Annotated in this window: 19 protein-coding genes; 10 read left to right on the top strand and 9 right to left on the bottom strand. The window is 72.1% G+C overall.

Annotation, left to right across the window (positions count from 1 at the left end):
- Positions 1-473 precede the first annotated feature (473 nt).
- The 3 genes from sigK to OG392_RS34735 all read left to right on the top strand — a co-directional run bounded on the left by sigK (position 474) and on the right by OG392_RS34735 (position 3,523).
- Entirely contained in the window at positions 474-1,139 is a 666-nt protein-coding gene (sigK, locus tag OG392_RS34745; RefSeq protein ID WP_329286181.1) for an ECF RNA polymerase sigma factor SigK, read from the top strand.
- Positions 1,136-1,885 (top strand): anti-sigma factor, encoded by a 750-nt coding sequence (locus tag OG392_RS34740; RefSeq protein WP_329286180.1) that lies wholly within the window; start codon positions 1,136-1,138, stop codon positions 1,883-1,885. The genes sigK and OG392_RS34740 overlap by 4 nt, the downstream gene beginning before the upstream one ends.
- Positions 1,886-2,248: 363 nt before the next feature.
- The gene (locus tag OG392_RS34735) at positions 2,249-3,523 is read left to right on the top strand and encodes a cyclopropane-fatty-acyl-phospholipid synthase family protein (protein ID WP_329286179.1); all 1,275 of its coding nucleotides are present in this window, start codon (positions 2,249-2,251) and stop codon (positions 3,521-3,523) included.
- A gap of 263 nt (positions 3,524-3,786) precedes the next feature.
- Here OG392_RS34735 and OG392_RS34730 read toward each other — a convergent pair whose 3' ends face one another.
- The 3 genes from OG392_RS34730 to OG392_RS34720 all read right to left on the bottom strand — a co-directional run bounded on the left by OG392_RS34730 (position 3,787) and on the right by OG392_RS34720 (position 6,148).
- A complete protein-coding gene (locus tag OG392_RS34730; RefSeq protein ID WP_329286177.1) occupies positions 3,787-4,431 on the bottom strand; it encodes a carbonic anhydrase in 645 nt (214 codons plus the stop codon).
- A gap of 166 nt (positions 4,432-4,597) precedes the next feature.
- Positions 4,598-5,215 (bottom strand): GNAT family N-acetyltransferase, encoded by a 618-nt coding sequence (locus OG392_RS34725; RefSeq protein WP_329286175.1) that lies wholly within the window; start codon positions 5,213-5,215, stop codon positions 4,598-4,600.
- Positions 5,216-5,248: 33 nt separating this feature from the next.
- Positions 5,249-6,148 carry an alpha/beta fold hydrolase gene (locus tag OG392_RS34720; RefSeq protein WP_329286173.1) on the bottom strand — a complete coding sequence of 300 codons (900 nt, stop codon included), beginning with the start codon at positions 6,146-6,148 and terminating at the stop codon, positions 5,249-5,251.
- Between the two features lie 577 nt (positions 6,149-6,725).
- Here OG392_RS34720 and OG392_RS34715 point away from each other — a divergent pair.
- The 4 genes from OG392_RS34715 (at position 6,726) to OG392_RS34700 (ending at position 10,305) form a co-directional block, all read left to right on the top strand.
- Positions 6,726-7,565 carry an SAM hydroxide adenosyltransferase gene (locus tag OG392_RS34715; RefSeq protein WP_329286170.1) on the top strand — a complete coding sequence of 280 codons (840 nt, stop codon included), beginning with the start codon at positions 6,726-6,728 and terminating at the stop codon, positions 7,563-7,565.
- A 209-nt stretch (positions 7,566-7,774) separates the two neighbouring features.
- Complete coding sequence (locus OG392_RS34710) at positions 7,775-8,650, top strand: ABC transporter substrate-binding protein (RefSeq protein ID WP_329286167.1); 876 nt, start codon at positions 7,775-7,777, stop codon at positions 8,648-8,650.
- A gap of 12 nt (positions 8,651-8,662) precedes the next feature.
- The gene (locus OG392_RS34705) at positions 8,663-9,565 is read left to right on the top strand and encodes an amino acid ABC transporter permease (protein WP_443055114.1); all 903 of its coding nucleotides are present in this window, start codon (positions 8,663-8,665) and stop codon (positions 9,563-9,565) included.
- Positions 9,562-10,305, top strand: coding sequence for an amino acid ABC transporter ATP-binding protein (locus OG392_RS34700; RefSeq protein WP_329286162.1), 744 nt, complete (start codon positions 9,562-9,564; stop codon positions 10,303-10,305). The genes OG392_RS34705 and OG392_RS34700 overlap by 4 nt, the downstream gene beginning before the upstream one ends.
- 142 nt (positions 10,306-10,447) lie before the next feature.
- On the opposite strand, the gene OG392_RS34695 is transcribed toward OG392_RS34700, so the two are convergent.
- Positions 10,448-10,993 carry an EF-hand domain-containing protein gene (locus OG392_RS34695; RefSeq protein ID WP_329286160.1) on the bottom strand — a complete coding sequence of 182 codons (546 nt, stop codon included), beginning with the start codon at positions 10,991-10,993 and terminating at the stop codon, positions 10,448-10,450.
- Positions 10,994-11,318: 325 nt separating this feature from the next.
- Between OG392_RS34695 and OG392_RS34690 the strand changes: the two genes are divergently transcribed.
- Both OG392_RS34690 and OG392_RS34685 read left to right on the top strand, forming a co-directional pair.
- Positions 11,319-12,827 (top strand): MFS transporter, encoded by a 1,509-nt coding sequence (locus OG392_RS34690; RefSeq protein ID WP_329286159.1) that lies wholly within the window; start codon positions 11,319-11,321, stop codon positions 12,825-12,827.
- Positions 12,824-13,423: a TetR/AcrR family transcriptional regulator gene (locus tag OG392_RS34685; protein ID WP_329286156.1), complete on the top strand. Its 600-nt coding sequence runs from the start codon at positions 12,824-12,826 to the stop codon at positions 13,421-13,423. Before OG392_RS34690 ends, OG392_RS34685 begins: the two co-directional genes overlap by 4 nt.
- 18 nt (positions 13,424-13,441) lie before the next feature.
- On the opposite strand, the gene arr is transcribed toward OG392_RS34685, so the two are convergent.
- The 5 genes from arr to OG392_RS34660 form a co-directional block, all read right to left on the bottom strand.
- On the bottom strand, positions 13,442-13,870 hold the full coding sequence (gene arr / locus OG392_RS34680) for an NAD(+)--rifampin ADP-ribosyltransferase (RefSeq protein WP_329286154.1): 429 nt from the start codon (positions 13,868-13,870) through the stop codon (positions 13,442-13,444).
- A 53-nt stretch (positions 13,871-13,923) separates the two neighbouring features.
- Positions 13,924-15,159, bottom strand: coding sequence for a cytochrome P450 (locus tag OG392_RS34675; RefSeq protein ID WP_329286153.1), 1,236 nt, complete (start codon positions 15,157-15,159; stop codon positions 13,924-13,926).
- A 24-nt stretch (positions 15,160-15,183) separates the two neighbouring features.
- Positions 15,184-16,575 (bottom strand): NAD(P)/FAD-dependent oxidoreductase, encoded by a 1,392-nt coding sequence (locus OG392_RS34670; protein WP_329286152.1) that lies wholly within the window; start codon positions 16,573-16,575, stop codon positions 15,184-15,186.
- Complete coding sequence (locus tag OG392_RS34665) at positions 16,565-16,789, bottom strand: ferredoxin (RefSeq protein WP_030691051.1); 225 nt, start codon at positions 16,787-16,789, stop codon at positions 16,565-16,567. The genes OG392_RS34670 and OG392_RS34665 overlap by 11 nt, the downstream gene beginning before the upstream one ends.
- 241 nt (positions 16,790-17,030) lie before the next feature.
- Entirely contained in the window at positions 17,031-18,134 is a 1,104-nt protein-coding gene (locus OG392_RS34660) for a PP2C family protein-serine/threonine phosphatase (RefSeq protein WP_329286151.1), read from the bottom strand.
- Between the two features lie 181 nt (positions 18,135-18,315).
- Here OG392_RS34660 and lanKC point away from each other — a divergent pair, with 181 nt between their 5' ends.
- Positions 18,316-20,901 carry a class III lanthionine synthetase LanKC gene (lanKC, locus tag OG392_RS34655; RefSeq protein WP_329286148.1) on the top strand — a complete coding sequence of 862 codons (2,586 nt, stop codon included), beginning with the start codon at positions 18,316-18,318 and terminating at the stop codon, positions 20,899-20,901.
- Positions 20,902-21,420: the final 519 nt, after the last annotated feature.

The following is a 21,420-nucleotide window of genomic DNA, read 5'->3' as shown; positions in this document are numbered from 1 at the left end:
GCCTCACGCGGGGTGTGATCGGTACGACGGACCCGCCGGCTCCCCCCGTCCCGGACACTCAAGGGGAGAAGCCGCCGCCCTTCACCCATGCTTCGGATCCGCATCTCGGACGGATGGGTCCGCCCGGCACCGCTCACTCCAAAGAGCTACCCATGGCGCATCAGTACGGACGACGAGCGGCTTTACGCGTATGCCGGGGTTGCGGCGGGTCACCGGTCCGCGCCACCCCGTCTTCTCGGCGGCGGACCGGGGACCATCCACCGCTCCGGCCGCCAGGGCGCAGCCAGACCCCACCGTCCACCGCTGTTCCCTCGAAGGGGGCAAGCACGCGTGGTGGAGGTGACGAAGAGCCCTCCCATCCGCGGGCCCGCCCGCTACGAAGAACAGGCGACACACGAACAGATTCCCCACGCCGGACCGTCTCCGGGGACGGTCCTGCCCCGTACGAGCGACGAAACAAGGAGCGGCATGCGATGGACGCCCCGCCCCCCGACGGCCGCCCCAGGCCGGCCCTTCGCCTCCTGCCCACGGCCGGAGCGGCGCAAGTGAACCGATCGATCCCCTTCAGCGCCGACCGGCCCGCCGACATCGACCGCAGCGACATCACCGACGTCATGCGGCAGGTCGCGCACGGCGACAAGCAGGCGTTCTCCGCCCTCTACGACGCTCTCGCCCCCATGGTCTTCGGCGTCGTTCTCAAAGTCGTGCGCGATCGTGCCCAGTCCGAGGAGGTCGCCCAGGAGGTCATGATCGAACTGTGGCGTCAGGCCGCCCGCTACCGCCCCGAGGCCGGCTCCGTCACCGCGTGGGCCGCGACCATCGCCCACCGTCGGGCCGTGGACCGGGTCCGCTCCGCCCAGGCAGCCACCGACCGGGAACACGCCCAGGCCGCCCGCGAGCACACCACCGCGTTCGACGAGGTGGCCGAACAGGTCGAGATCCGCCTGGAGTCCGAGCAGGTACGGCGCTGCCTGCGCGGCCTGACCGAAGTACAGCGCCAGGCCGTGACCCTGGCCTACTACCAGGGACTGACCTACCGTGAAGTCGCCGAATCCCTGCGCACACCGCTTCCCACCATCAAGACACGCATGCGCGACGGACTCATCCGGCTCCGCGACTGCATGGGGGTGACCACATGAAACACCAGACCACCGACGCCCACACCCTCGCCGCCGCCTACGCCCTCGGCGCACTCGACGACGCCGAGCGCAAGGACTTCGACGCCCACCTCCGGACGTGCGAGGCATGCCGTCAGGAGGCAGCCGAGTTCCAGGCCACCACTGCACGCCTCGCCGCGGCCGTCTCCCAGACGCCTCCGACGGCGGCCAAGGCGCAGGTCATGGCCGCCATCGACGGAGTACGCCAGCTGCCCCCGCGCATCCCCGCCCCCAGCCAGGCACCCCTCATCGGCGGCGTCCTGCGCCGTCGGGCAGTACCTCTGGCGCTCGCCGCCGGCGTCGCCGCCGCCGTGCTGGGCGGTGTGGCGGTATGGCAGACGCAGAACGGACAGGACCTCCGACAGCAGGCCCGCCAGGCCCAGCAGCAACTCGCCGCGGTCAACTCGGTGCTGGCGAACCCGGACGCGCGCACCGTCCACGGCAAGGCCGCCAACGGAGCGATGACCACGGTCGTCTCCTCCGACCAGCAGGACATGGCGGTCTTCACCGCCGCCAACCTGCCCGCACCCGGTGCCGGAAAGACCTACCAGCTGTGGCTCGACCACGACGGCACCATGCGCCCGGCCGGTCTCATCGACCGCGACGGCACGGTGATCCTCACCGGCAGCCCGGCGGACGCGGGCGCGGTCGGCCTCACCCTCGAACCCACCGGCGGATCCCCCCAACCCACCACGCCCCCCCTGCTCTTGATGGCGCTTCCCTCCTGATCCGGCTTCCGCCCCGACACATCGAGGTCCCTCGGAGTCCCCGGAGCGGAGACGCCGTCGGCGCCTTCCGCCTTGCTTTCCACGGAAAGCACGTCACCGCCATGGGCATCGAGAACGTCCCCATCCGACGGGCCGCCCGCTGCGAAGTACGGGTGAAACGCAGCAGCCGGGCTGAGTGTCGAGTGGCGGGAGCGGTCGTGCGGGAACCCCGGAGGACGGCCGTCGTGGGCGGGGGCGCGGGCCTGACACGGCCGCCGCAGGGTCGCGCAGCCCGTGCGGGACTCCTCTCCCGCCTGCTCAGCGTCAGGACTCTCCCGCAGCCCCTCCGTCCGCCGGCTCCTCCTTACCGAAGGGAACCCCCCGATGAGACCCGCCGCCGACCGACTCGCACAGCTCCTCGGCCACTTCCTGCCCGGCCCGCTCCCCGTCCGCATCCGCGCCTGGGACGGCAGCCAGACCGGTCCCGATGACGCGCCCCTGGTGGTCCTCCGCGCCCCCGAGGCCCTGCGCCGCCTGCTCTGGCAGCCCGGCGAGCTCGGACTCGCCGAGGCGTACATCACCGGAGACCTCGACGTCGAAGGCGACCTGGCCGACGCACTCTCCCAAGCAGGCCGAAACGTCCGAGCCCGGCCGTCGGCACGCCCCGGACCTTCGGGCATGGCCGCGGCCACCACCCTCGCGGTACGTATGGGTGTCGTCGGTCCGCCCCCGAAGCGCCCCGACGGGCGGGCGCGCCTGACAGGCGGCCTGCACAGCGTCTCCCGGGACCGGGCGGGGATCAGCCACCACTACGACCTCTCCAACGACTTCTACGCCCTCCTCCTGGACGAGTCGATGGCGTACTCCTGCGCCTACTGGACCCGGCCGGACGACCCCACGTACACCCTGGCCGACGCCCAGCGGGACAAACTCGAGCTGATCTGCCGCAAACTCGCCCTGGGCCCGGGGGACCGGCTCCTCGACGTCGGCTGCGGCTGGGGCTCCCTCACCGTCCACGCGGCCCGCGAGCACAAAGCCCGCGTCACCGCCGTGACCCTCTCCCGCGCGCAGCACGACTACGTCACCGCACGGGCCGCACGCGAAGGGGTGGCGGACCTCGTGAACGTCCAGCTGCGGCACTGGCGGGACATCGACGGCGGCGGCTACGACGCGGCCTCCGCCGTCGAGATGGGCGAACACGTCGGCGACGCCGAGTACCCCGCGTTCGCCACCAAGCTGTACAACGCGCTCAGCCCCGAAGGACGGCTCCTGATCCAGCAGATGTCCCGCGGCACGCACGCACCCGGCGGAGGCGCCTTCATCGAGACGTACATCGCCCCCGACATGCACATGCGCCCCGTCGGTCGCACCGTGGACCTTCTGGAAGCCGCGGGCCTGGAGGCCCGCTCCGTCGAATCGATCCGCGAGCACTACACGACCACCATCGACGCCTGGCGCTCCAACCTCGAACGACGCTGGAGCGCCATCGAGGACCAGGTCGGGCGCACCACCGCCCGGGTGTGGCGCCTGTACCTGGCAGGTGCCTCGCTCGCCTTCTCCGAACGTCGCATGGGCGTCGACCAGATCCTCGCCGTACGCCCCACCCTCGAAGGAGCGTCCGCCATGGCACCCACCCCCGCCGACTGGTACGCGCCGTGATCACGACGTGAACGGCTCGGCGGCGTCCGCCGCACCACGGCGGACTCGTCCCGGCCGCGGCCGACGGTGCCCAGGCTCGGCAGGGATGCGCGAACGTCACCCCCGTGCCCGGCCGGGTGCGCGACGGTTCACGCTCGCGCGCCCCTGCCGGTCCCGCGTGTGCGAGCCGGCCCGGGGCCGCGGCACCGGCCTGTGCGGGGCTCGTTTCCCGGAGCCGCCCGCACAGTCCGGTCGGGGCGGCCGGCTGTCGGATCTTCTCGCTGTCAGGCCTGCACCACGCCCGACAGCGCTTCGGGGGAGACGGCTCCGTGGGACGCCACGATCCGGGCGCTGCCGTCGGCGAGGTGGTACCCCAGTCCGACCACGGCGACCTCGCCCGCTTCGACCTGCTCCGACAGGACGCGGGAGCGCTCCAGAAGCAGGCTGACCGTGTGCCGTATGTGCTCGTCGACGATGTCGCTGTCCGCGGTCAGGCCCGCGGCTCGGGCGGCCAGCACGCTCGGGGTGACGCGCTCGACCACGTCGCGGACGAAGCCGCTCGCCGTGAAGCCGTCCTCGACCGCGGCCCGCGCCGCCGCGACAGCGCCGCAGGAGTCATGGCCCAGGACGACCACGAGGCGGCTGCCCAGCACCGTGGTGGCGTACTCGACGCTGCCCAGTACCTCGGAGCCGAGTACGTGACCCGCGGTGCGCACCACGAACAGGTCACCGAGCCCCTGGTCGAAGATGATCTCCGCTGCCAGGCGGGAGTCGGAGCATCCCAGGACGACGGCGAACGGTTCCTGGCCCGGGGCCAGCTCAGCTCGACGGGCGGCGTCCTGGTTGGGGTGCCCGGGCGTACCCGCCACGAATCGGCTGTTCCCGGCGAGGAGGGTTTCGAGGGCTACTGCGGGTGAGGTTCTAGGCATGCCACCACCTTACGAGACGCCTGACCGAAGGGCAGAGGCTGCCTGACCCCGGGATCCTTCGGTGGACGGCCGGACGTGGCCTCGGCGTGGTGCTGTCATCCGCCACCTCCCGGGTATCCGAGGATCCACGGGCCCGGAGAAGGTGGCCCGGCGCGGTGGCGCACTGTCACAGATGTACGGCCCCGTGGGCCGCGGCCTCGACCGAAGCCCGCCGTTGGGGCGGAGGTTTGCGCCGGTCCTCCCACTGAGGTGCGAGCCAGTCGAAGATCAGATGGTTGTGCCAGCGCCCTTCCTTGAAGTCGACCTCGCGGAAGAGACCTTGCTGCTGCATTCCGAGGGCGATGTAGAGGCGCTTGGCTCTGATGTTGTCCTCCCGGCACATGCACCAGAATCGGTGCAGCCCGAGTTCCTGAAAGCAGAATGCCGCCGTCAGCTGGGCGGCATCGGCACCGGCGAGGGCGAGGTTGCGTGCCCGCGGGTGCAGGACGAACGAATGCACGTACGCGCTGCTCCTGCCTTCCAGATTCACGGCCACGGCACCGACGAGCATATTGTCGTCACGCTGGGCAATCCCTAAGTGGTAGGTCCTGCGATGTGGCGACATGGCTGCCTGCGCAGCGCGGCGGAGGGTCTTCTCGGCCGCCTGCCGGCTCATCGGTTCCGCGGTCAGATAACGCGTGGCATCGGGGTCGCCCCACATCTCCGCCGCCTGATCCAGGTCGGCCGGTGCCAGTTCCCGGAGTAGGACGAACCGGCCGGAACGGGAGGCGGCTGTCCTAATCACGGGCAGCCCGCCCGCGGGACGGGAGGAAACGTGTCATGTGAGCTGTGCCTGTCGTTCTGATGCGCTGAGCGGGCGGCAGTGAGGAACGGCTCCGGGGCGGTGGCTCAGGTGCGAGGCCACGATCAGACCGTACTCATCGGGGCGTTCGATGTGGATCATGTGGCCGGCGTCCTCGACGACGGCGAACCTCCCCCGCGGGAAGCTCGAGGCCAGCTGGTGCGCTTCGCGGGGCGGGGTCAGGACGTCATTGACCCCTGTGAAGACCAGCACAGGAACGTCGGGCGTGGGTGAGGCCGCGCGTTGCTGAGGGAACCACGCGCGGTACAGATGGCTTCGGAGGTCTTCGAGAACCCCTGGGTCCAGCGATCCGATCCTGTCCCTGAACTGGGGCAGCACGCTTTGGTCCCCTCGCTCGCCGGCTGCTGATGCCGCCGAACCGAAGAACAGGCGCGTCGCCACGTGCAGCAGGGTGGCGCGGTCCCCGGAGTCGCTGGCGACTTCGGCGTTCCGCAGTTCGGCCCGCAGCTGCGGGCCCGGCCAGGGCCCCGCGCAGACGCCGGAGAGAACGACCCTGTTGACGCCCGGCCTGGCCTGCCGCAGCATCTGGTGCACCACGAATCCGCCCAGGCACTGACCGACGAGGTCGTACTGCTGGAAGCCGAGTCTCTCGACCGCCCGCCAGGCCGCGCCGGCCAGGAACGTGGCATCGTGCGTCGGGGGCAGGGAGTCGGCCGCGCCGAACCCCGGGAGGTCTACCGTGACGACAGCGGTCTGGGAGGGCAGAGCCCTCTCCAGCCTCCTCGCCCAACCGTGGTTGCGGTGGAGCGCACCGCCGAAGAGGAAGACCGGGGGGCGGGTGCCGTGCGGCCGCCGGTTGACGCGGCACGAGTAGCTGAAGCCCTCATGGGACAGCCGTACGGTCTCCTCACTCACGAGGTCTCCTCAGGTGCCGAAGAGACGGACGGGGCACCCGGCGCCCGGTGGGCGGCGGACGCTTCACAGGCTTCGGCCGAGACGGCCGGGCAGCGAAGTCGCGCCGGCGGAGAGCTCACTCCGTGATCATTCATGCAAGCCCAACGAACCGGCTCCGGGAACGGATACGGGTGGTGTCTGATGCTCGCCACGGTCTGGTCCGCCGGCAGCGCCACAGGAGTGACGCACGCAGAGTTCCGGATCCGACCGGACTCCACCGATCCAGGGGGAGAAGCGCGCCGAGGCGCCGGCCCGATTGCGGGAGACCGGAAAGGAATGTCCAGTATGTGGAATGGCGCCTGAGACGAATTCCGCCGGTGCTAGCGTGCACCTCATGCAGCACACCGCCACCCTCGCCATGATGCGAATGATGCCCCCGCCCCCGGAGGCGCTTCGCTAGCGAAGCCGTGTGCGCGCAGGACGCGACGGACCCTCCGGAAACGGAGGGTCCGTTTTTTGTCGTCCCGGCCCGGCCCCACACCTCGAAACCCCGCCCACCCCGTATCCGTACCCCTCGACAGAAGGGCGAAGTACCGCCATGCCCCTTCCCCCGGTCGTCTCCCTCACCGACTGCGCCGACCCCAACGCGCTCGCCCGCCAGTCCACCCGGATCGCCACCCTGTTCGGCTCCACGCCGACCGTCCTGCCGCTCGGCGGGCCGGACCCGGAGGGCGCCGCCGCCCTCACCCTGCTCGACCTGCTCCGCTCCACGGACCTGATCGGCGGCCCGAGCGGGCCGGTCGTGGTCCTCGTCAACATCGCGCCGCGGGACGGACACTGGCCCAACGGCGTGCCCTTCTGCTCCTTCCGCCACGGGAACCACCTGGTCGTCAGCACGCTGAACCAGCGGGTCCTCGCCCCGCTGGCGACCTACCTGGGTCTGACGGAGGTTCAGGTCACCGATGTCCGCGAGGTGCTGGAAGCCGCCGCCGCCGACTGGGCCGAGCTGACGCCGGCCGAGATCGAGGAGATGGTACGGACCCAGTTCCGGAGCCTCTGGTACGCGCCCCTGCTGGCCCGCTGGCTGGTGGACGGCCACCCCGTTCCCGCGCGGCCGACAGCGGTGCGCCCGGCCGCCGACGACGATGACGTGCGGATCGCCGTCGTCGACAACTTCGGCAACTGCAAGCTGGACCGCCCGGCCGCCGAACTGCCCGGCTACGACACCGCCGACAGCCTTCTCGTACGCAACCGGCTCGACGGTCGCGACATCCGGGTGCGCTGTTACGACCGACTCCCCGATGTCCCGCTCGGCGAGCCCGGAATCACCGTCGGGAGTTCCGGGGTCGGATTCGCCGAACTGGTGGTCCGCGGTGGTTCCGCGGCCGAGGCATTCGGACTGCGTCAAGGCGACCGGGTATTCCATCTCACCCGCTGACACGTTATCAACGCGTTACCCCGGCAACGGTCTTACTGATTGACGCCGGTCTCCGTGGGCCGGAATGCTGAAAGCATGTCCGGAACTCTCCCGCTGGTACGCCGCCGCCACGTGGACAACGTGCGCTGTGCGGCCGATCTGTGTCGCTGAGCGCACAGCACCGGCCCTGTTTCCCGAACCTTTCCCGGACTTCTCGCGAAGGACCTCCGATGTCCCGTACCCGCATATCCCTGGCGGCCTCCGCCGCCGCCCTCGTCGCGCTGGCCGCGGCCGGCTGCGCCCCGCAGCCGCAGAACACCCCCGAGGCGGCCGGCCCCGAGGACGCCTCCCGGTGCACGACCGACAGCCCGAGCCTCCACCAGAGTGGCCGACTCACCGTCGCGACCGACTCCCCTGCCTATGAACCGTGGTTCGACAGCAACACCCCGTCGAACGGAAAGGGCTTCGAAAGCGCCGTGGCCTATGCGGTGGCCGAGAAGCTGGGCTTCGAACGCGACCAGGTGAAATGGGTCGTCGAGCCTTTCGCCCATTCGTACGCCCCCGGCCCCAAGGCTTTCGACTTCGACATCAACCAGATCTCCATCACGCCGCAGCGCGCGAAGGCCGTCGATTTCTCGGCCAGTTACTACACGGCCAGTCAGGCCATCCTGACGCTCGACGGATCCCCGTACGCGAAGGCCACGTCCCTGAGCGCCTTCAAGGACGCCAGGATCGGCGTGCAGGTCGCGACGACCAGCTACCAGGCCGTGCTCGACCAGCTCAAGCCCTCGAAGCAGCCGAGCGTCTTCAGCACCACCAAGGACGAGGTCACCGCGCTGCGGAACGGTCAGATCGACGCGATCGTCACCGACCTGCCCACCGTCTTCTACCTGGCCGGGGCGGAACTGGAGAACGGCGAGATCGTCGGCCAGTTCGGCTACGCGGGCGGCACCCCCGAGAAGTTCGGTCTGCTGCTGCCCAAGAACAGCGGGTACACCTCCTGCGTCAACGAGGCCCTCGGCGCGCTCAAGGCCGACGGCACGCTCGCCAGGCTCACCGCCCAGTGGCTCTCCGCCTCGGCGAACGTCCCCGAGCTGAAGCGATAACCGGCTGTGGACATCGGCAAGACGGCCGTACCGAATCGGTCGGCCACCTCTCCGGACTCGCCCGACACCGGCTACCGGCCCAGCGACCACGAACGGGAGCGGCAGCGGTACCGCCGCTCCCGCAAGCGTCGCCACACCTGGGTCTCGACTCTCTGCACCCTGCTCGGCCTGGCGGCGGTGGGCGCGGCCGCGGTGGCCTCACCGGGCTGGGAGCGCGTCGACCGCCTGTTCTTCGACGGCGCCGAGCTCCGCTCCGCCTTCCCCGACCTTCTCCGGGGCTTCTGGCTCAACATCCAGATGTTCCTCGTCGCCGAGATGCTGATCCTCGTCCTGGGACTGCTGATCGCCCTGGTGCGGGTGACGCGCGCACCGGGCCTCCAGCCGCTGCGGCTCGCCGCCACGGTCTACGTGGACGTCTTCCGCGGGGTACCGACCCTGCTGCTGGTCTTCCTCGTCGGCTTCGGACTGCCCGCGCTGCAACTGCAGGGAACCCCCTCCGAGCCCTGGCTCCTCGGCGTGATCGCCCTCACCCTCTCCTACACCGCGTACGTCGCCGAGGTGTTCCGGGCGGGACTGAACTCGGTCCACCCGGCCCAGCGGAACGCCGCCCGAGCCCTGGGCCTCGACGAGCGTCAGACCCTGCGGCACGTCGTCCTGCCCCAGGCCGTACGGAACGTGCTGCCGCCCCTGCTCAACGACTTCATCGCCCTGCAGAAGGACACGGCGCTGGTCGCCGTCCTCGGCCCGCTCGAAGCGCTGCGGGCCGCGCAGATCAAGGCGGACTACGACTTCAACTACACCCCGTACCTGGGAGCGGCCCTCTTGTTCATCGCGGTGACCATCCCGCTGACCCGCTTCGCCGACCGGCTCCAGCGGCGGGCCGCCCGGCGCACCTGGGCGGGGGCGGACCGATGAGCCAGTCGCTGCTGCGCATCCGCGGCCTCCGCAAGCAGTACGAGGAGCGGCTGGTACTGCGCTCGATCGACCTGGACGTCGCCGAGCACCAGGTCGTCTGCCTGATCGGCGGCTCGGGTTCGGGCAAGTCCACCCTCCTGCGCTGTGTGGACCTGCTGGAGGTCGTCGACGACGGGACCGTCCACCTGAACGGGACCGAGCTGACCGATCCCCGTCTCGACCCGGACGTCGCCCGCCGTCGGATCGGCATCGTCTTCCAGGCGTACAACCTCTTCCCGCATCTGAGTGTCCTGGACAACATCACGCTCGCGCCCCGCCGGGTGCACGGCGTCCCGCGCGGGAAGGCCGAGGCCTCGGCGCGCGAGCTGCTCGACCGCCTCGGGCTCGCGGACAAGGCGCACGAACACCCCGACCGGCTCTCCGGCGGGCAGCAGCAGCGGGCGGCGATCGCCCGCGCCCTGGCCACCGAGCCGGAGCTGCTGCTCTTCGACGAGATCACCTCGGCCCTCGATCCCGAACTGGTCGGCGAGGTCCTGGAGGTCGTCGCCGACCTGAAACGGCGCGGCCTGACCATCCTGATGGCCACCCACGAGATGGACTTCGCCCGGCGGGTCGCGGACCGGGTCTGCTTCCTGGAGGGCGGCGTGATCGTGGAGCAGGGCACCGCGGAGCAGGTGCTCACCGCTCCACGGGAGCAGGCCACCCGGCGCTTCCTCTCCCGCGCACTCGACCGCTCCTGACTCCGTGCGCCCGGCTTCTTCTCAGGCATGAGGAGAGGCGCCCGCACGGGGCCTCCGCCCGTCAGGCGCCTCTCGGTCGGCCCGGGCCGGGCTCCACGGCGGCACGGGTCGCGCCGGCGGCACCTTCCGTACGGCGTGGGCGTCAGCGGCGGACGGGTACGGGTCCGCACAAGTGGTTGCCGGGTTCGGCCGGGTCGTCGCTGATCCAGAACTGGATCCACAGCTCGGTGAACTCGGGCCGGCTGAGGTAGCCGTCCCCGTCCTGATCGAGGTGGGCGAAGACGTCGCCGACCCCGACCTTCTCGCCGTGCCACGTGTCGACCAACCGCTGGTGCTCGGAGGGCGAGATGCGTCCGTCACCGTTCTCGTCGACGGCGTCGAAGACCGTCTCGGCGGTCGCGGCGACGACCTCGCGCATCGTGGGCAGCCGGTCGACCATGGCGAGGAGCTCGTCCAGGTCCACCCTGCCGTCGCCGTCCGCGTCCACGTGGGCGGCGAGGTGGTCCCACCAGCCCAGCATGACCGCATCGACGCGCACCGAGAGTTCGGATCCCGGTGTCACGCGCGGCAGGCGCCGCCAGCGCTCCGCCAGGGCGTGGAAGTCACGCTGATCGAGATAGCCGTTGTCGTCGGCGTCGAACGCCCGGAACATGTTGGTGATCTTGGCACGCTGGAACTCACTGGCCATGGTCTGCTCTCTTCGCGGGGGTCCGGTCGTCGGCGATCCTGCCCGCGAGTGATCGCGCCACAACAGCGCCCGGTGGCACGGGGAGGCTCGCGCGCCCCCCGTTCGCGCCCCCACCGGCGATGTCCACACCTCAGGCGCGCGCCGCGCCCCAGGCCGCCCGGCGCTGCGGCGTGGACCCCATGTCGCTCCGTCCCTCCCCACCCTTGGCAGGGGGTGCACGCTTGTTTACCCTGGGGGTGAACAGTTGTACACCCCCAGGGTTCCCCTCAGCCTCTCCCCCGGCCCGTCGCCCGCAGCCTCGCTCTCGCACCGCCCCTGGAGCACGATGACCCCCGCGACATCCGCGCCCGGCGCGACGCCCGCTACGACGCCCGGCCCCGCCCGTTCCCGGTTCGTCGTGCCCGTCCTCGCCTTCTGCGGCGTGGTCGTCGCGGTCATGCAGACCCTCGTCGTGCCGCTCCTGCCGCATGTGCCCGAGCTGACCGGGGCGAGCGCGGGCGCCGCGGGGTGGCTCGTGACCGTCACCCTGCTCACCGGCGCGGTGTTCACCCCCGTGCTCGGCCGGGTCGGCGACATGTACGGCAAGCGCCGGGTCCTGCTCGCCTCGCTCGGCGTACTCACCCTCGGTTCCGTACTCTGCGCGGTCAGCTCCGACATCGGCGTGCTGATCACCGGCCGGGCCCTCCAGGGCGCGGCCCTCGCGGTGATCCCGCTGGGCATCAGCATCATCCGCGACGAGCTCCCCGCCGAACGCGTCCTGCCCTCGATCGCGCTCATGAGCTCCACCCTCGGCATCGGCGCCGCCATCGGACTGCCGCTGGCCGCCGTCGTCACGGAGAACTTCGACTGGCACACCATGTTCTGGGCGTCCGCCGCGCTCGGTCTGCTCGACCTGGCGCTCGTGCTGTGGATCGTGCCGGAGTCGGCCGTCCGCTCCCCCGGTCGCTTCGACGTACCCGGCACGCTCGGCCTCGCCGCGGTGCTCGTCGGCGTGCTCCTGGCCATCACGCAGGGCTCGGGCTGGGGCTGGACCTCCCCGCTGACCCTCGGCCTGCTCGGCGCCTCGGCGGCCGTCGGACTGGTCTGGGGCCGGTACGAGCTGCGCACCCCGTCCCCGATCATGGACCTGCGGGTGTCCGCCCGGCCGGCCGTACTGCTCACCAACCTCGCGGCGCTGTTCATCGGCTTCTCGTTCTACGCCAACTCCCTGGTCACCGCGCAGCTCGTCCAGGAGCCCACGAGCACCGGATACGGTCTCGGCGCCTCCATCGTCGTCAGCGGACTCTGCCTGCTGCCCGGCGGCCTCGCGATGGTGGCGCTGTCCCCGCTCTCCGCGCGGATCTCCGCCACGTACGGAGCCCGCACCGCGCTCGCGCTCGCGGCCGTCGTGATGACCCTCGGCTACGTCGTGCGCTTCTTCACCACCCACAGCCTCTGGCTGATCGTCGCCGGTGCCACCGTGGTCGCCTGCGGCACCGCCATCGCGTACTCCGCGCTGCCCGCCCTCGTGATGCGGGCCGTGGCGGTCAGCGAGACGGCCTCGGCCAACGGTCTCAACACGCTGATGCGCTCGGTGGGCCAGGCGTGCTGCAGCGCCGTCGTCACCGCCGTACTGGCCCGCCTGACCTTCGTCACGCCCGGCGGCCCCGCGCCGACACTGCGCGCCTATCTGCTGATCTTCCTGGTCGCGGCCGGTGCGGCGCTCGTCGCCCTCGCCGCCACCCTGCTCCTGCCCTCCGACCGCCCCGGCCGGGACGCCCCGCGCGACGGCGACCGGACGGGCGGTACGGTCGCGGTGTCACCATCCACCAGTGCCACCCGGGGGAACGCATGAGCGCCGCCGACGAACCCAGCGCCCCGGCCACCGGTCAGACCGCCCCCGACACCGGCCCCGGGACCGGGCGCGAAGCCATCATCCTGGCCGCGCGACGGGCGTTCACGCTCAAGCCCTACGCCGAGGTCACCCTGCGCGGCATCGCCGCGGCCGCCGGGGTGAGCCCGTCGCTGATCGTCAAACGGTTCGGCAGCAAGGAGGCCCTGTTCAACACGGTCGTCGACTTCCGCCCGGCCGCCGCCGAACTCTTCGCCGCCCCGCTTCCCGACCTGGGCCGGCACCTCGTCCTGACGATGGTCGACCTCCGGGACCGGCTCCGCGGCGACCCGCTGCTGCGGGTCGTCTTCTCTCTCGGCATCGAGGACGAACGCACCCAGCTCCGCGCCCGCTTCCGCGAGCAGGTCACCGACCGGCTCACCGGCCTCCTCGCCGGTCCCGACGCCCGCCTGCGCGCAGAACTCGTCGCCGGCCAACTCCTGGGCCTGGGAGCCACCCTGAGTCTGCACCGACCCGACGGCGCCACCTCCCACGCCACCGCCGGACGGCTCGCGGAGCTCTACGCCCCCGGCATCCAGCACCTCGTCGACGGGACCTGAACGGCCGCCCGGCGCCTGTCAGTCGAGGATCGTGGCCATGCCCCGGCGCCGCAGCTCGTCCAGCCCGTCCCGCATGGCCTGGATCCGCTCCGGGGAGTGCCCGCGCCACCCCTCCAGTTCCGACACCACGCGCACGGGCTCGCGCGTGCGGTACGAACGGGTGGGATTACCAGGGAACTTCTTGTCGGTGACGTTGGGGTCGTCCTCCAGGCCGCCGGTCGGTTCCACCACGTAGATCCGCCCCGGGCCGTCACCGGCGGCGAGTTCGGCGCCCCAGGCGGCGGCGTCCAGGGTCTCGGAGACGTAGACGTGGCGGGACACCCGCCCGGCCTCGAAGTTCGAGTCGTGTCCCGCGCTCAGCAGGTCGCCGGGGGCGAGGTCCGCCTTCGTCCCGTGGAGGAGGGTGCCCGCCTCGTAGACCTGGAAGGGGACGGGTTCACTGCTCATGACCACTCCGTACGACGCCGTGACTGTGCCGGTGCCGGATACGCTACCCGTGTCTACGGCCGGATCCCGTCGCAGGCGATGCGCAGATGACGCGGCCCGCGGAGTACGGCGTTCTGGCGGTACGGGGGCGGGTCGTCCAGGAGGCGGGGGTTCTCCAGTCTCCTGGCCAGCTCCGACAGGGCGAGTTGGGCCTCCAGTCGGGCGAGCGGTGCGCCGAAACAGCTGTGGATGCCGCTGCCCAGGCCGAGGTGCTGGATGTCCGGACGATCCGGGTCGAAGCGGTCCGGGTTCTCGAAGCGCCCCGGGTCACGGTTGCCGGACGCCAGGACCAGCCAGAGGGCGGCGCCCTTGGGGATGGTGACGCCGCGTACCTCGATGTCGGTGAGCGTGGTGCGCTGCGGCAGCAGCTGGACCGGCGGCTCGAAGCGGAGCAGTTCCTCGACGAGGGGCACGGCCAGTCGCGGTTCGTTCCTCAGGCGCCCCAGGACGTCGGGGTTGCGCAGGAGCGTCAGCATTCCGTTGCTGATGAGGTTGACCGTGGTCTCATGTCCCGCGATCAGGAGCAGAGCCGCGGTGCTGAGCAGTTCCATGGTGGTCATCGGGCCGTCCTGGCCCTTCGCCGTCGCCAGCTGGGAGAGCATGTCGTCCCCGGGGTTCTTGCGGCGCTCCTCGATCAGGCCGGCGAGGTACATGCCCAGTTCCGTCCGGGCCTCGTGCGCGCCTCTGCCGCGCTCGGCGGGATCGGCGTCCGGGTCGGGGTCCAGGCCGGCGGCGAGGGTGTCCGCCCAGCTGTGGAAGCGTGCCTCGTCCTCGCGCGGCACGCCGAGCAGCCTGCAGATCACCGTCACCGGGAACGGGTAGGAGAACTCCTCCACCAGATCGATCCGGCCGGGATCGGCGAGGCCGTCGATGAGGCCGGAGACGATGTCGTCGAGCTCCGGGCGCATTCCGTCGACCCGGTGCGGGGAGTGCGGCGGGCCGAAGTGCCGGTTCGTCATGCGTCGCAGCCGGTCGTGTTCCGGTGGGTCGAGCCGGAGGAAGCTCGGGGGCAGGGCGCTCTCCTCGGGGGCCGGGTCCGCCAGCGGATCAGCACCGCCGGACGCCAGGTTGTGGGCGTCGGAGCTGATCCGGGGATCGTGCAGAAGGCTGCGGATCTCGTAGTACGTGCTGATCACGTACGGTCCGTCCGCCTCGTGGTGGACCGGGGTCCTCCGCAGCTCTTCGTAGATCGGGTACGGGTCGGCCCGGTTGGCGTAGTCCAGGATCTGGTGCAGCAGGGTGGGCGTCATGGCAGGTCCTTGTGGCCGTTCGGGTCAGTGCGCGGGGACGAACGTCATCCGGCGGTCGGCCGGCGAGTATCCGCTGAGGGTCACGGTGGGGCCGTGGCTGGGGACCGACGGGTCGGGGAAGTCCGCGTCCATCGGCCGTTGTCCGTCCGCGTGCCGGTCGACCGTGGGGAACTCCGGAGGGAACGGAGCGGTGCGCTCGATGAGTTCCTTGTAGAACGGCAGCCAACGGCCCTGGTCGAAGGAGACGGCACCGATGACGCGCCCCTGATATCCGTAGACACCGACGAAGCGGCGGCTGTCCAGCGAGCCCTGCGTGATCATGATGTCCGTCGCCATCGACGGCACTCCGACCGACTTGACGTTGACGCCGAACTGGGAGGACCAGAAGGCCGGCACGTCCATGTGCGGCAGTCGGTCGACGCTCTCGCTGAGCATGTTGTGCGCGGCGATCCCGGCCTGGGCGACGGCGTTGCCCCAGTGCTCCAGGGACAGGAACTGGTAGCCGAAGAGGGGATGAGGGCTGCGGGCGACGTCGCCCGCGGCGTAGATGTCGTCGGTGACGATGCCGCGGATGTCGAAGGCCCGGCAGCCGGCGTCGCAGGCGATACCGCGGGGGCCGGCCCCGAGTCCGGAACCGTCCAGCCATTCGGTGTTGCGGAGGGCGCCGAGCGAGACGACCACCACGTCGGTCTCCACGGTGGAGCCGTCGGACAGATGGGCGGCGCGCACCCGTCCCGAGGCGTCGCCCTCCAGAGCGGTCACCATGATCCCGCACCGCAGGTCCACACCGTGCTCGCGCTGGAGTCCCGCGGCCACCGCGGCGACCACCCCGCCGAGGGCGCCGACCAGGGGCGCGGCGCCCCGTTCGGCGACGGTGACGGGGATGCCGCGTTCGCGGCAGGCGGAGGCGACCTCCGAGCCCGCGAACCCTCCCCCGATGACGAGGACCCGTCGCGGTCCCCCGTCGAGCCGACGGGCGAGCGCGGCCCCCTCGTCGCGGGTCCGCAGCACGAAGACGCCGTCGAGTTCGGCCTCCTCCTCGCGCGGCCACGGCCGCGCCCGGACACCGGTGGCGATCAGCAGCCGGTCGTACGGCACCTCGTCGCCGTCGGCCAGCCGCACCTTCCGCCCGGCCATGTCCAGGGCGGTGGCGGGCACGCCGAGCCGCCAGGTCGCGTCGACGGTCCGGAGCCGGGGCAGCGCGGTGCGGTCCGCGCGCGCCCTGCCCAGGAGCACGCCCTTGGACAGCGGAGGCCGGTCGTACGGTTCGTGGGGCTCATCGCCGATCATGGTCAGAGATCCCGCGAAACCTTTGGCACGCAGGGTCTCGGCAGCCCGCAGGCCTGCCAGCGATGCGCCGACGACGACGATGCGGCCCTCATGTCTCAGCCGCTCCAGGGCTCCGTCACCGAGCACCGGGCACCGCCTCGGCCGGCTCGTCCACGGCGTCGACGAGGATGGCCTGCACGGGGCAGGCCGCGGCGGCCTGGGCCAGCTTCTCGCGTTGCGCCTCGTCGGCGTCCGGGTCGTACAGCAGCGCCTCGTCGCCGTGCATGGTGAAGATCTCGGGAGCGAGGAACGCGCACTGTGCGTACCCCTGGCAGCGGTTCAGATCGACGGCAATGCTCACCACGGGATCGGTCCTCTCCGACGGCCCGGTCAGGCCCACGCGCCCACTCTCGTCGTCGGGAGGGGCCACAGCGACGAGGAGCGGACCGATCGAGTGACACGGCGCGGCTCCGGTGGCGGTACGGCCGTGTCCGGCTCTCACCCGGCCCGTGGCGGTACGGCCGTGTCCCGCCCTCGTCCCCCCGGCAGGCGGCACGTCGGGTCCCGGGAACCGACGGGAGCCGGCCCGGGGCCCCGTCCCGTCAGTCCTGCCCGGTGGTGTCCAGGGTGAGGATCAGGAGGGTGACATCGTCCTGGATCTTGGGGGCGTAGACGCTCAGGTCGGCCCAGATCTCGTCGGGCAGCTCGTCCAGGCCGACATCGGTCATCCGGGCGAGACGCTCGACGAAGGGGTAGAAGACGCCGGAGGCGTCCCGCGCCTCCAGGACGCCGTCCGACGCCAGGAGCAGGCGGTCCCCGGGCAGCAGCGACACCATGGCGGCGGCTCCGGGCAGGACGTCGGCGAGCCCCAGTCCCAGGGGCGGTCCGGGATCGAGTTCGAGGGTGCTCACGGCTCCGCCGCGCAGCAGGACCGGCGGCGGGTGGCCGCAGGCCAGGACCCGGACCTCCCGCCGGTGCGGCGCGAAGTCCAGGATGACGGCCGTGGCGAAGAGTTCCGCGTGCTCCGTCCGCGCCGAGTCGACCACGAGCCTGCGGTCCAGCCTCGCCGCGATCGACTCCGCGTCCGCGTCGTCCAGTACCGCCTCGCGGAACGCCCCCATGACCGAGGCGACCGTCGCGACGGCCGACAGACCGTGGCCCTGTACGTCGCCGAGGACCGCCCGCACCCCGTGGGGGCCGGGCCGGACGTCGAAGAAGTCGCCTCCCACCAGCGCGCCGCGCTCGGCGGCGCGGTACAGGCTGGCGCAGCGCACGGGTCCGACCCGCCGCCGTACGTCCGGCACGATGGCGCGCTGGGCCGTCTCGGCGATGGTGCGTTCCAGATCGAGCTGCTGGTCCCGGCGCCCTCGGACGAAGGAGACGAAGATGCTCAGGGTCGCGACGAAGCCGAGGGTGAAGAGATCGGTGTTGCCGGGCCGGTTCAGATGGAAGGCGGGGATGGTCAGCAGCCCGATCGTCGCCGCGCCGAGCATCGCCGTGGCCAGCGGTCCGTAGGCCAGGACGGCCAGCGGGGGCACGGCGCCGAGCAGGAAGCCGAGGTCCAGCGGAGCGGAGTCGGTCAGGGAGGCCGCTCCGACCCCGACGAGCAGCAGCACGGGCAGGACCCGCACCCAACGGGGCGGCGGGGCTCCACTCAGCCAGCTCCGCCGGTACGCGTCGGTCGCCGCCCTCCTTGGCTTCACCACACCACCAGGCTCCTACGCCGGAGTGCTCGGCGCACTCCACGGCCCGGGCGTTCTCCCGGGTAGCGGGGCGTTCCTCCCCGATACCGGTCGCATGCCGGCGACGAACCGTTTCCATACCCGCCGGTCCTAGCGTCCGGCACAGCCGTTGTGGCCGCCCCTTACCACCGTGCGAGGAGATGCCGTGCTCGAAGGCTTCGGCGAAGCGCTCGCGGACCGGGAGTACTACCGGCCGCTGACCTGCGTGGCGGACCCGGGGCCGCGCTTCGTTCCCGGCGAGGTGCCGCCAGGTGTGCGCGGCGCCGCCCAGGGCGTCTGGACGGTCTGGAGCGGTCCGCGCACCGTGCTCGCCGAGCAGGGCTGGAAGATCCACGTGTCCGCGCGGCTCGACCGGGCGCAGCACGTGCTCGACACGGTCGCCGGGATCTGCTTCTCCGAAGGTGTGCCGTTCAAGCACCTGAGCGCCCGGCTCTTCTTCCTCTTCCTCCATCACAAGCACGCAGAGCGGGCCCAGGCGGGCAAGTTCTGTGCCGTCTACCCGCCGGACACGGCCACTGCCCGCCGACTCCTCGAACGTCTGCGCGACGCGCTCGACGGTGAGGAGGGACCGTACGTCCTCACCGACCGGCGTTTCCGCGACTCGCGGACGGTCCACTACCGCTACGGCTCGTTCGGTGACCGCAGCAGGCTGCGCGCCGACGGCACCCGGGAGGGGCTCGTCCTCGACGGCTCCGGCCGCGAGACCGTGGACCTGCGGCTTCCGGCCTTCCACCTGCCCGCCGGGATCACGGACCCCTTCGTCGAGCAGGAGGAGCGGCCGCACGCCGGCCCGATCCTGATCCGCGACTACGAGGTGACCCGCGCGGTGCGCCTGAGCAACGCCGGTGGCACCTACCAGGCCCGGGACCGGCGGACCGGCCGCACCGTCTTCGTCAAGGAGGCCCGCGCCCACAACGGCCTGGTCCTCGACGGGACCGACGCGCGGCGGCGGCTGCGGCACGAGTACCGCGTCCTGCGCGAGCTCCACGCGGCCGCCCCCGGAGTGGGTCCGGAGCCGCTGGAGCACTTCACGGAGTGGGAGCACGACTTCCTCGTCACCGAGCACATCGCCGGGCAGCCGCTGGTGGGCTGGCTGAGCCGGTCCTCCCCGCTGGCCCGCGCCGACCGCACGGCCGCGTCCGTCGCCGCGTACTACGAGGCGTGCCGGCGCCTGCTGGACAGGCTGGACGCCGCGCTGGACCGGCTGCACGCCGCCGGCCACCGGTTCGGTGACCTCAGCCTGGGCAACGTCCTGGTCACGCCGGAGGGCGGGGTCCGGCTGGTGGACTTCGAGGCGGCCTCGGAGCTGTCCGCGCCGCCCTCCCCGATGGGCACCCCGGGGTTCACGCCGCCGCCCGGCCTGCTCCGGACCGCCGACGATCCGCTGCTGCAGGACCGGTACGGCATGTCGGCGGTCGCGTTCGCCTGCGTGGCGCCGTTCCACGAGATCGCCGAACACGCGCCCGCCAACCTCGCCCTGCTGCGCCGTGACCTGGCGGACGTGGCTCCGCCGCGGGACCTGTGGCAGCGGGCCACCGCCTTCCACCCCGTACGGGGCCGCGTCGTTCGTGACCCCCTGCCCTCCCCGGCCGAGCTGGACGCGGATCCGCGCGGCTGCCTGGCCCGGCTGGCCGAGGACGTGGCCGCGGGGCTGCTGGAGACGGCTGACGCCGACCGGCCGGAGTGGGCCTTCCCGCCCTCGCCCGAGGCCTTCCGGACCAACAACGTGTGTCTGGCCCACGGCACGGCGGGGGTGGTGCACGCCCTGCGTCGCGCCGGGGCAGCGGTCCCGGAGGAGATCCGCGGCCGGCTGCGTCGCGACACGCTCGCGCAGCGCCACGCGCTGCCTCCCGGACTGCTCGTCGGCACCGCCGGCATCGCCCGGGTCCTGGCCGGCCTCGGTCTGCTGGACGAGGCCGTCGACCTGCTCGGGGACGCCGACGACCACCCGCTCACCACCTCCTGCGGCACGCTGGCCGGCGGGCGGGCCGGGGTCGGTCTGGCGTGGCTCGCCCTGCACCGGCTGACCGGGGAGAGCGGCCACCTGGAGCGGGCCGCCGCGGCCGGAGAGGCCCTGCTGCGCACGACCGACCTGTCGGCCGTCCTCGGCGAGCACGACGCCCGCGGCCTGCTGCACGGCCGCTCGGGGCTCGCGCTCTTCCTGTACCGCCTGGCCCGCGCGACGGACGAGGCGCGCTGTCTGGAGGCTGGCCGCGCGTTGCTCCACCAGGAGCTGGACCGGACCTTCGCGCTGGACGACGGGTCCCTGTCCCTCTCCGACGACGCTCGGCTCACCCGTGCCATGCCGTACCTGGCCACGGGCGCGGCCGGCGTCGCGTCGGTGCTCACCCGCTACATGGCCACCGCGCCGGACGAACGCTGCGCCGAGGCGCTGCCGAGGCTGGTCGCCGGCATCCGGGTCTCCTGTGTCACGAAGGAGGTGGGGCTGCACCGGGGGCTGGCCGGGCTGACGTGGTTCCTGACCGAGCACGCCGAACTCACCGGCACGGACGCCGCCCGCGGGGACGCGGTGCGCGCCGCCACCGGGCTGCTGAAGTACGCCGTCCCGTACCGGCGCGGTGTCCGTTTCCTCGGAGCGGGTTCGCAGCGGTTCACCGCCGACCTGTCCAGCGGCGGGGCCGGGGTGCTGCTGACCCTCCACCGCCTGCTGGCCGGGCCCCTCCTGACGGAGCCCCACCACGCCCGTCCCCTGGCCCCGGCCGTCGGCTGACGGCGTCCGGAGGGCGTCCCACGAACACCCCGGCAGGGCGGCGATCCGCGCCGTGCCGGAGGTCCGCAGGTGCCGACCGGCACCACCCCGAGAAGAAGGCGGAGAACAGCCATGACCCAGATCCTCGCGCTCCAGACCCTGGACCCCGAGCCGGAGACCCACGCCCTTCCCCCGTGCTTCAGCGTCGCGTGGAGCATCAGCGACATCTTCCCCGAGCCGATGTAGCGTGCCGGTCCCCGGGACCGGTGGCCCCGCCACCGGCCCCGGCCAGGGCCGTTCGCCCGACGCCGTGGGGTGCCGGCACCTGATCGCGGGGCGCGCCGGGTGGTCAGCCGAGATGCTCCCAGAGTTCCCCCAGAGTGTTGTGCGCTCGCTGCTCCCAGGCCCCGGCCTCCTGCGGCCGGAAGTCCCGCACCTGCCGGCGCATCTCGCGGACCACTCCCTCCGCGCCGGCGTCGTCGCCCTCGACGACGCGGACGGCGGACCAGCCGATGTGCGACGTGAACCACCGCTCGGTGA

Origin of the sequence: Streptomyces sp. NBC_00691 (assembly GCF_036226665.1) — a bacterium.
Taxonomy (GTDB): domain Bacteria; phylum Actinomycetota; class Actinomycetes; order Streptomycetales; family Streptomycetaceae; genus Streptomyces.
Note: the sequence above shows the minus strand (reverse complement) of the source record. Positions and strands in the feature narration are given on the sequence as shown.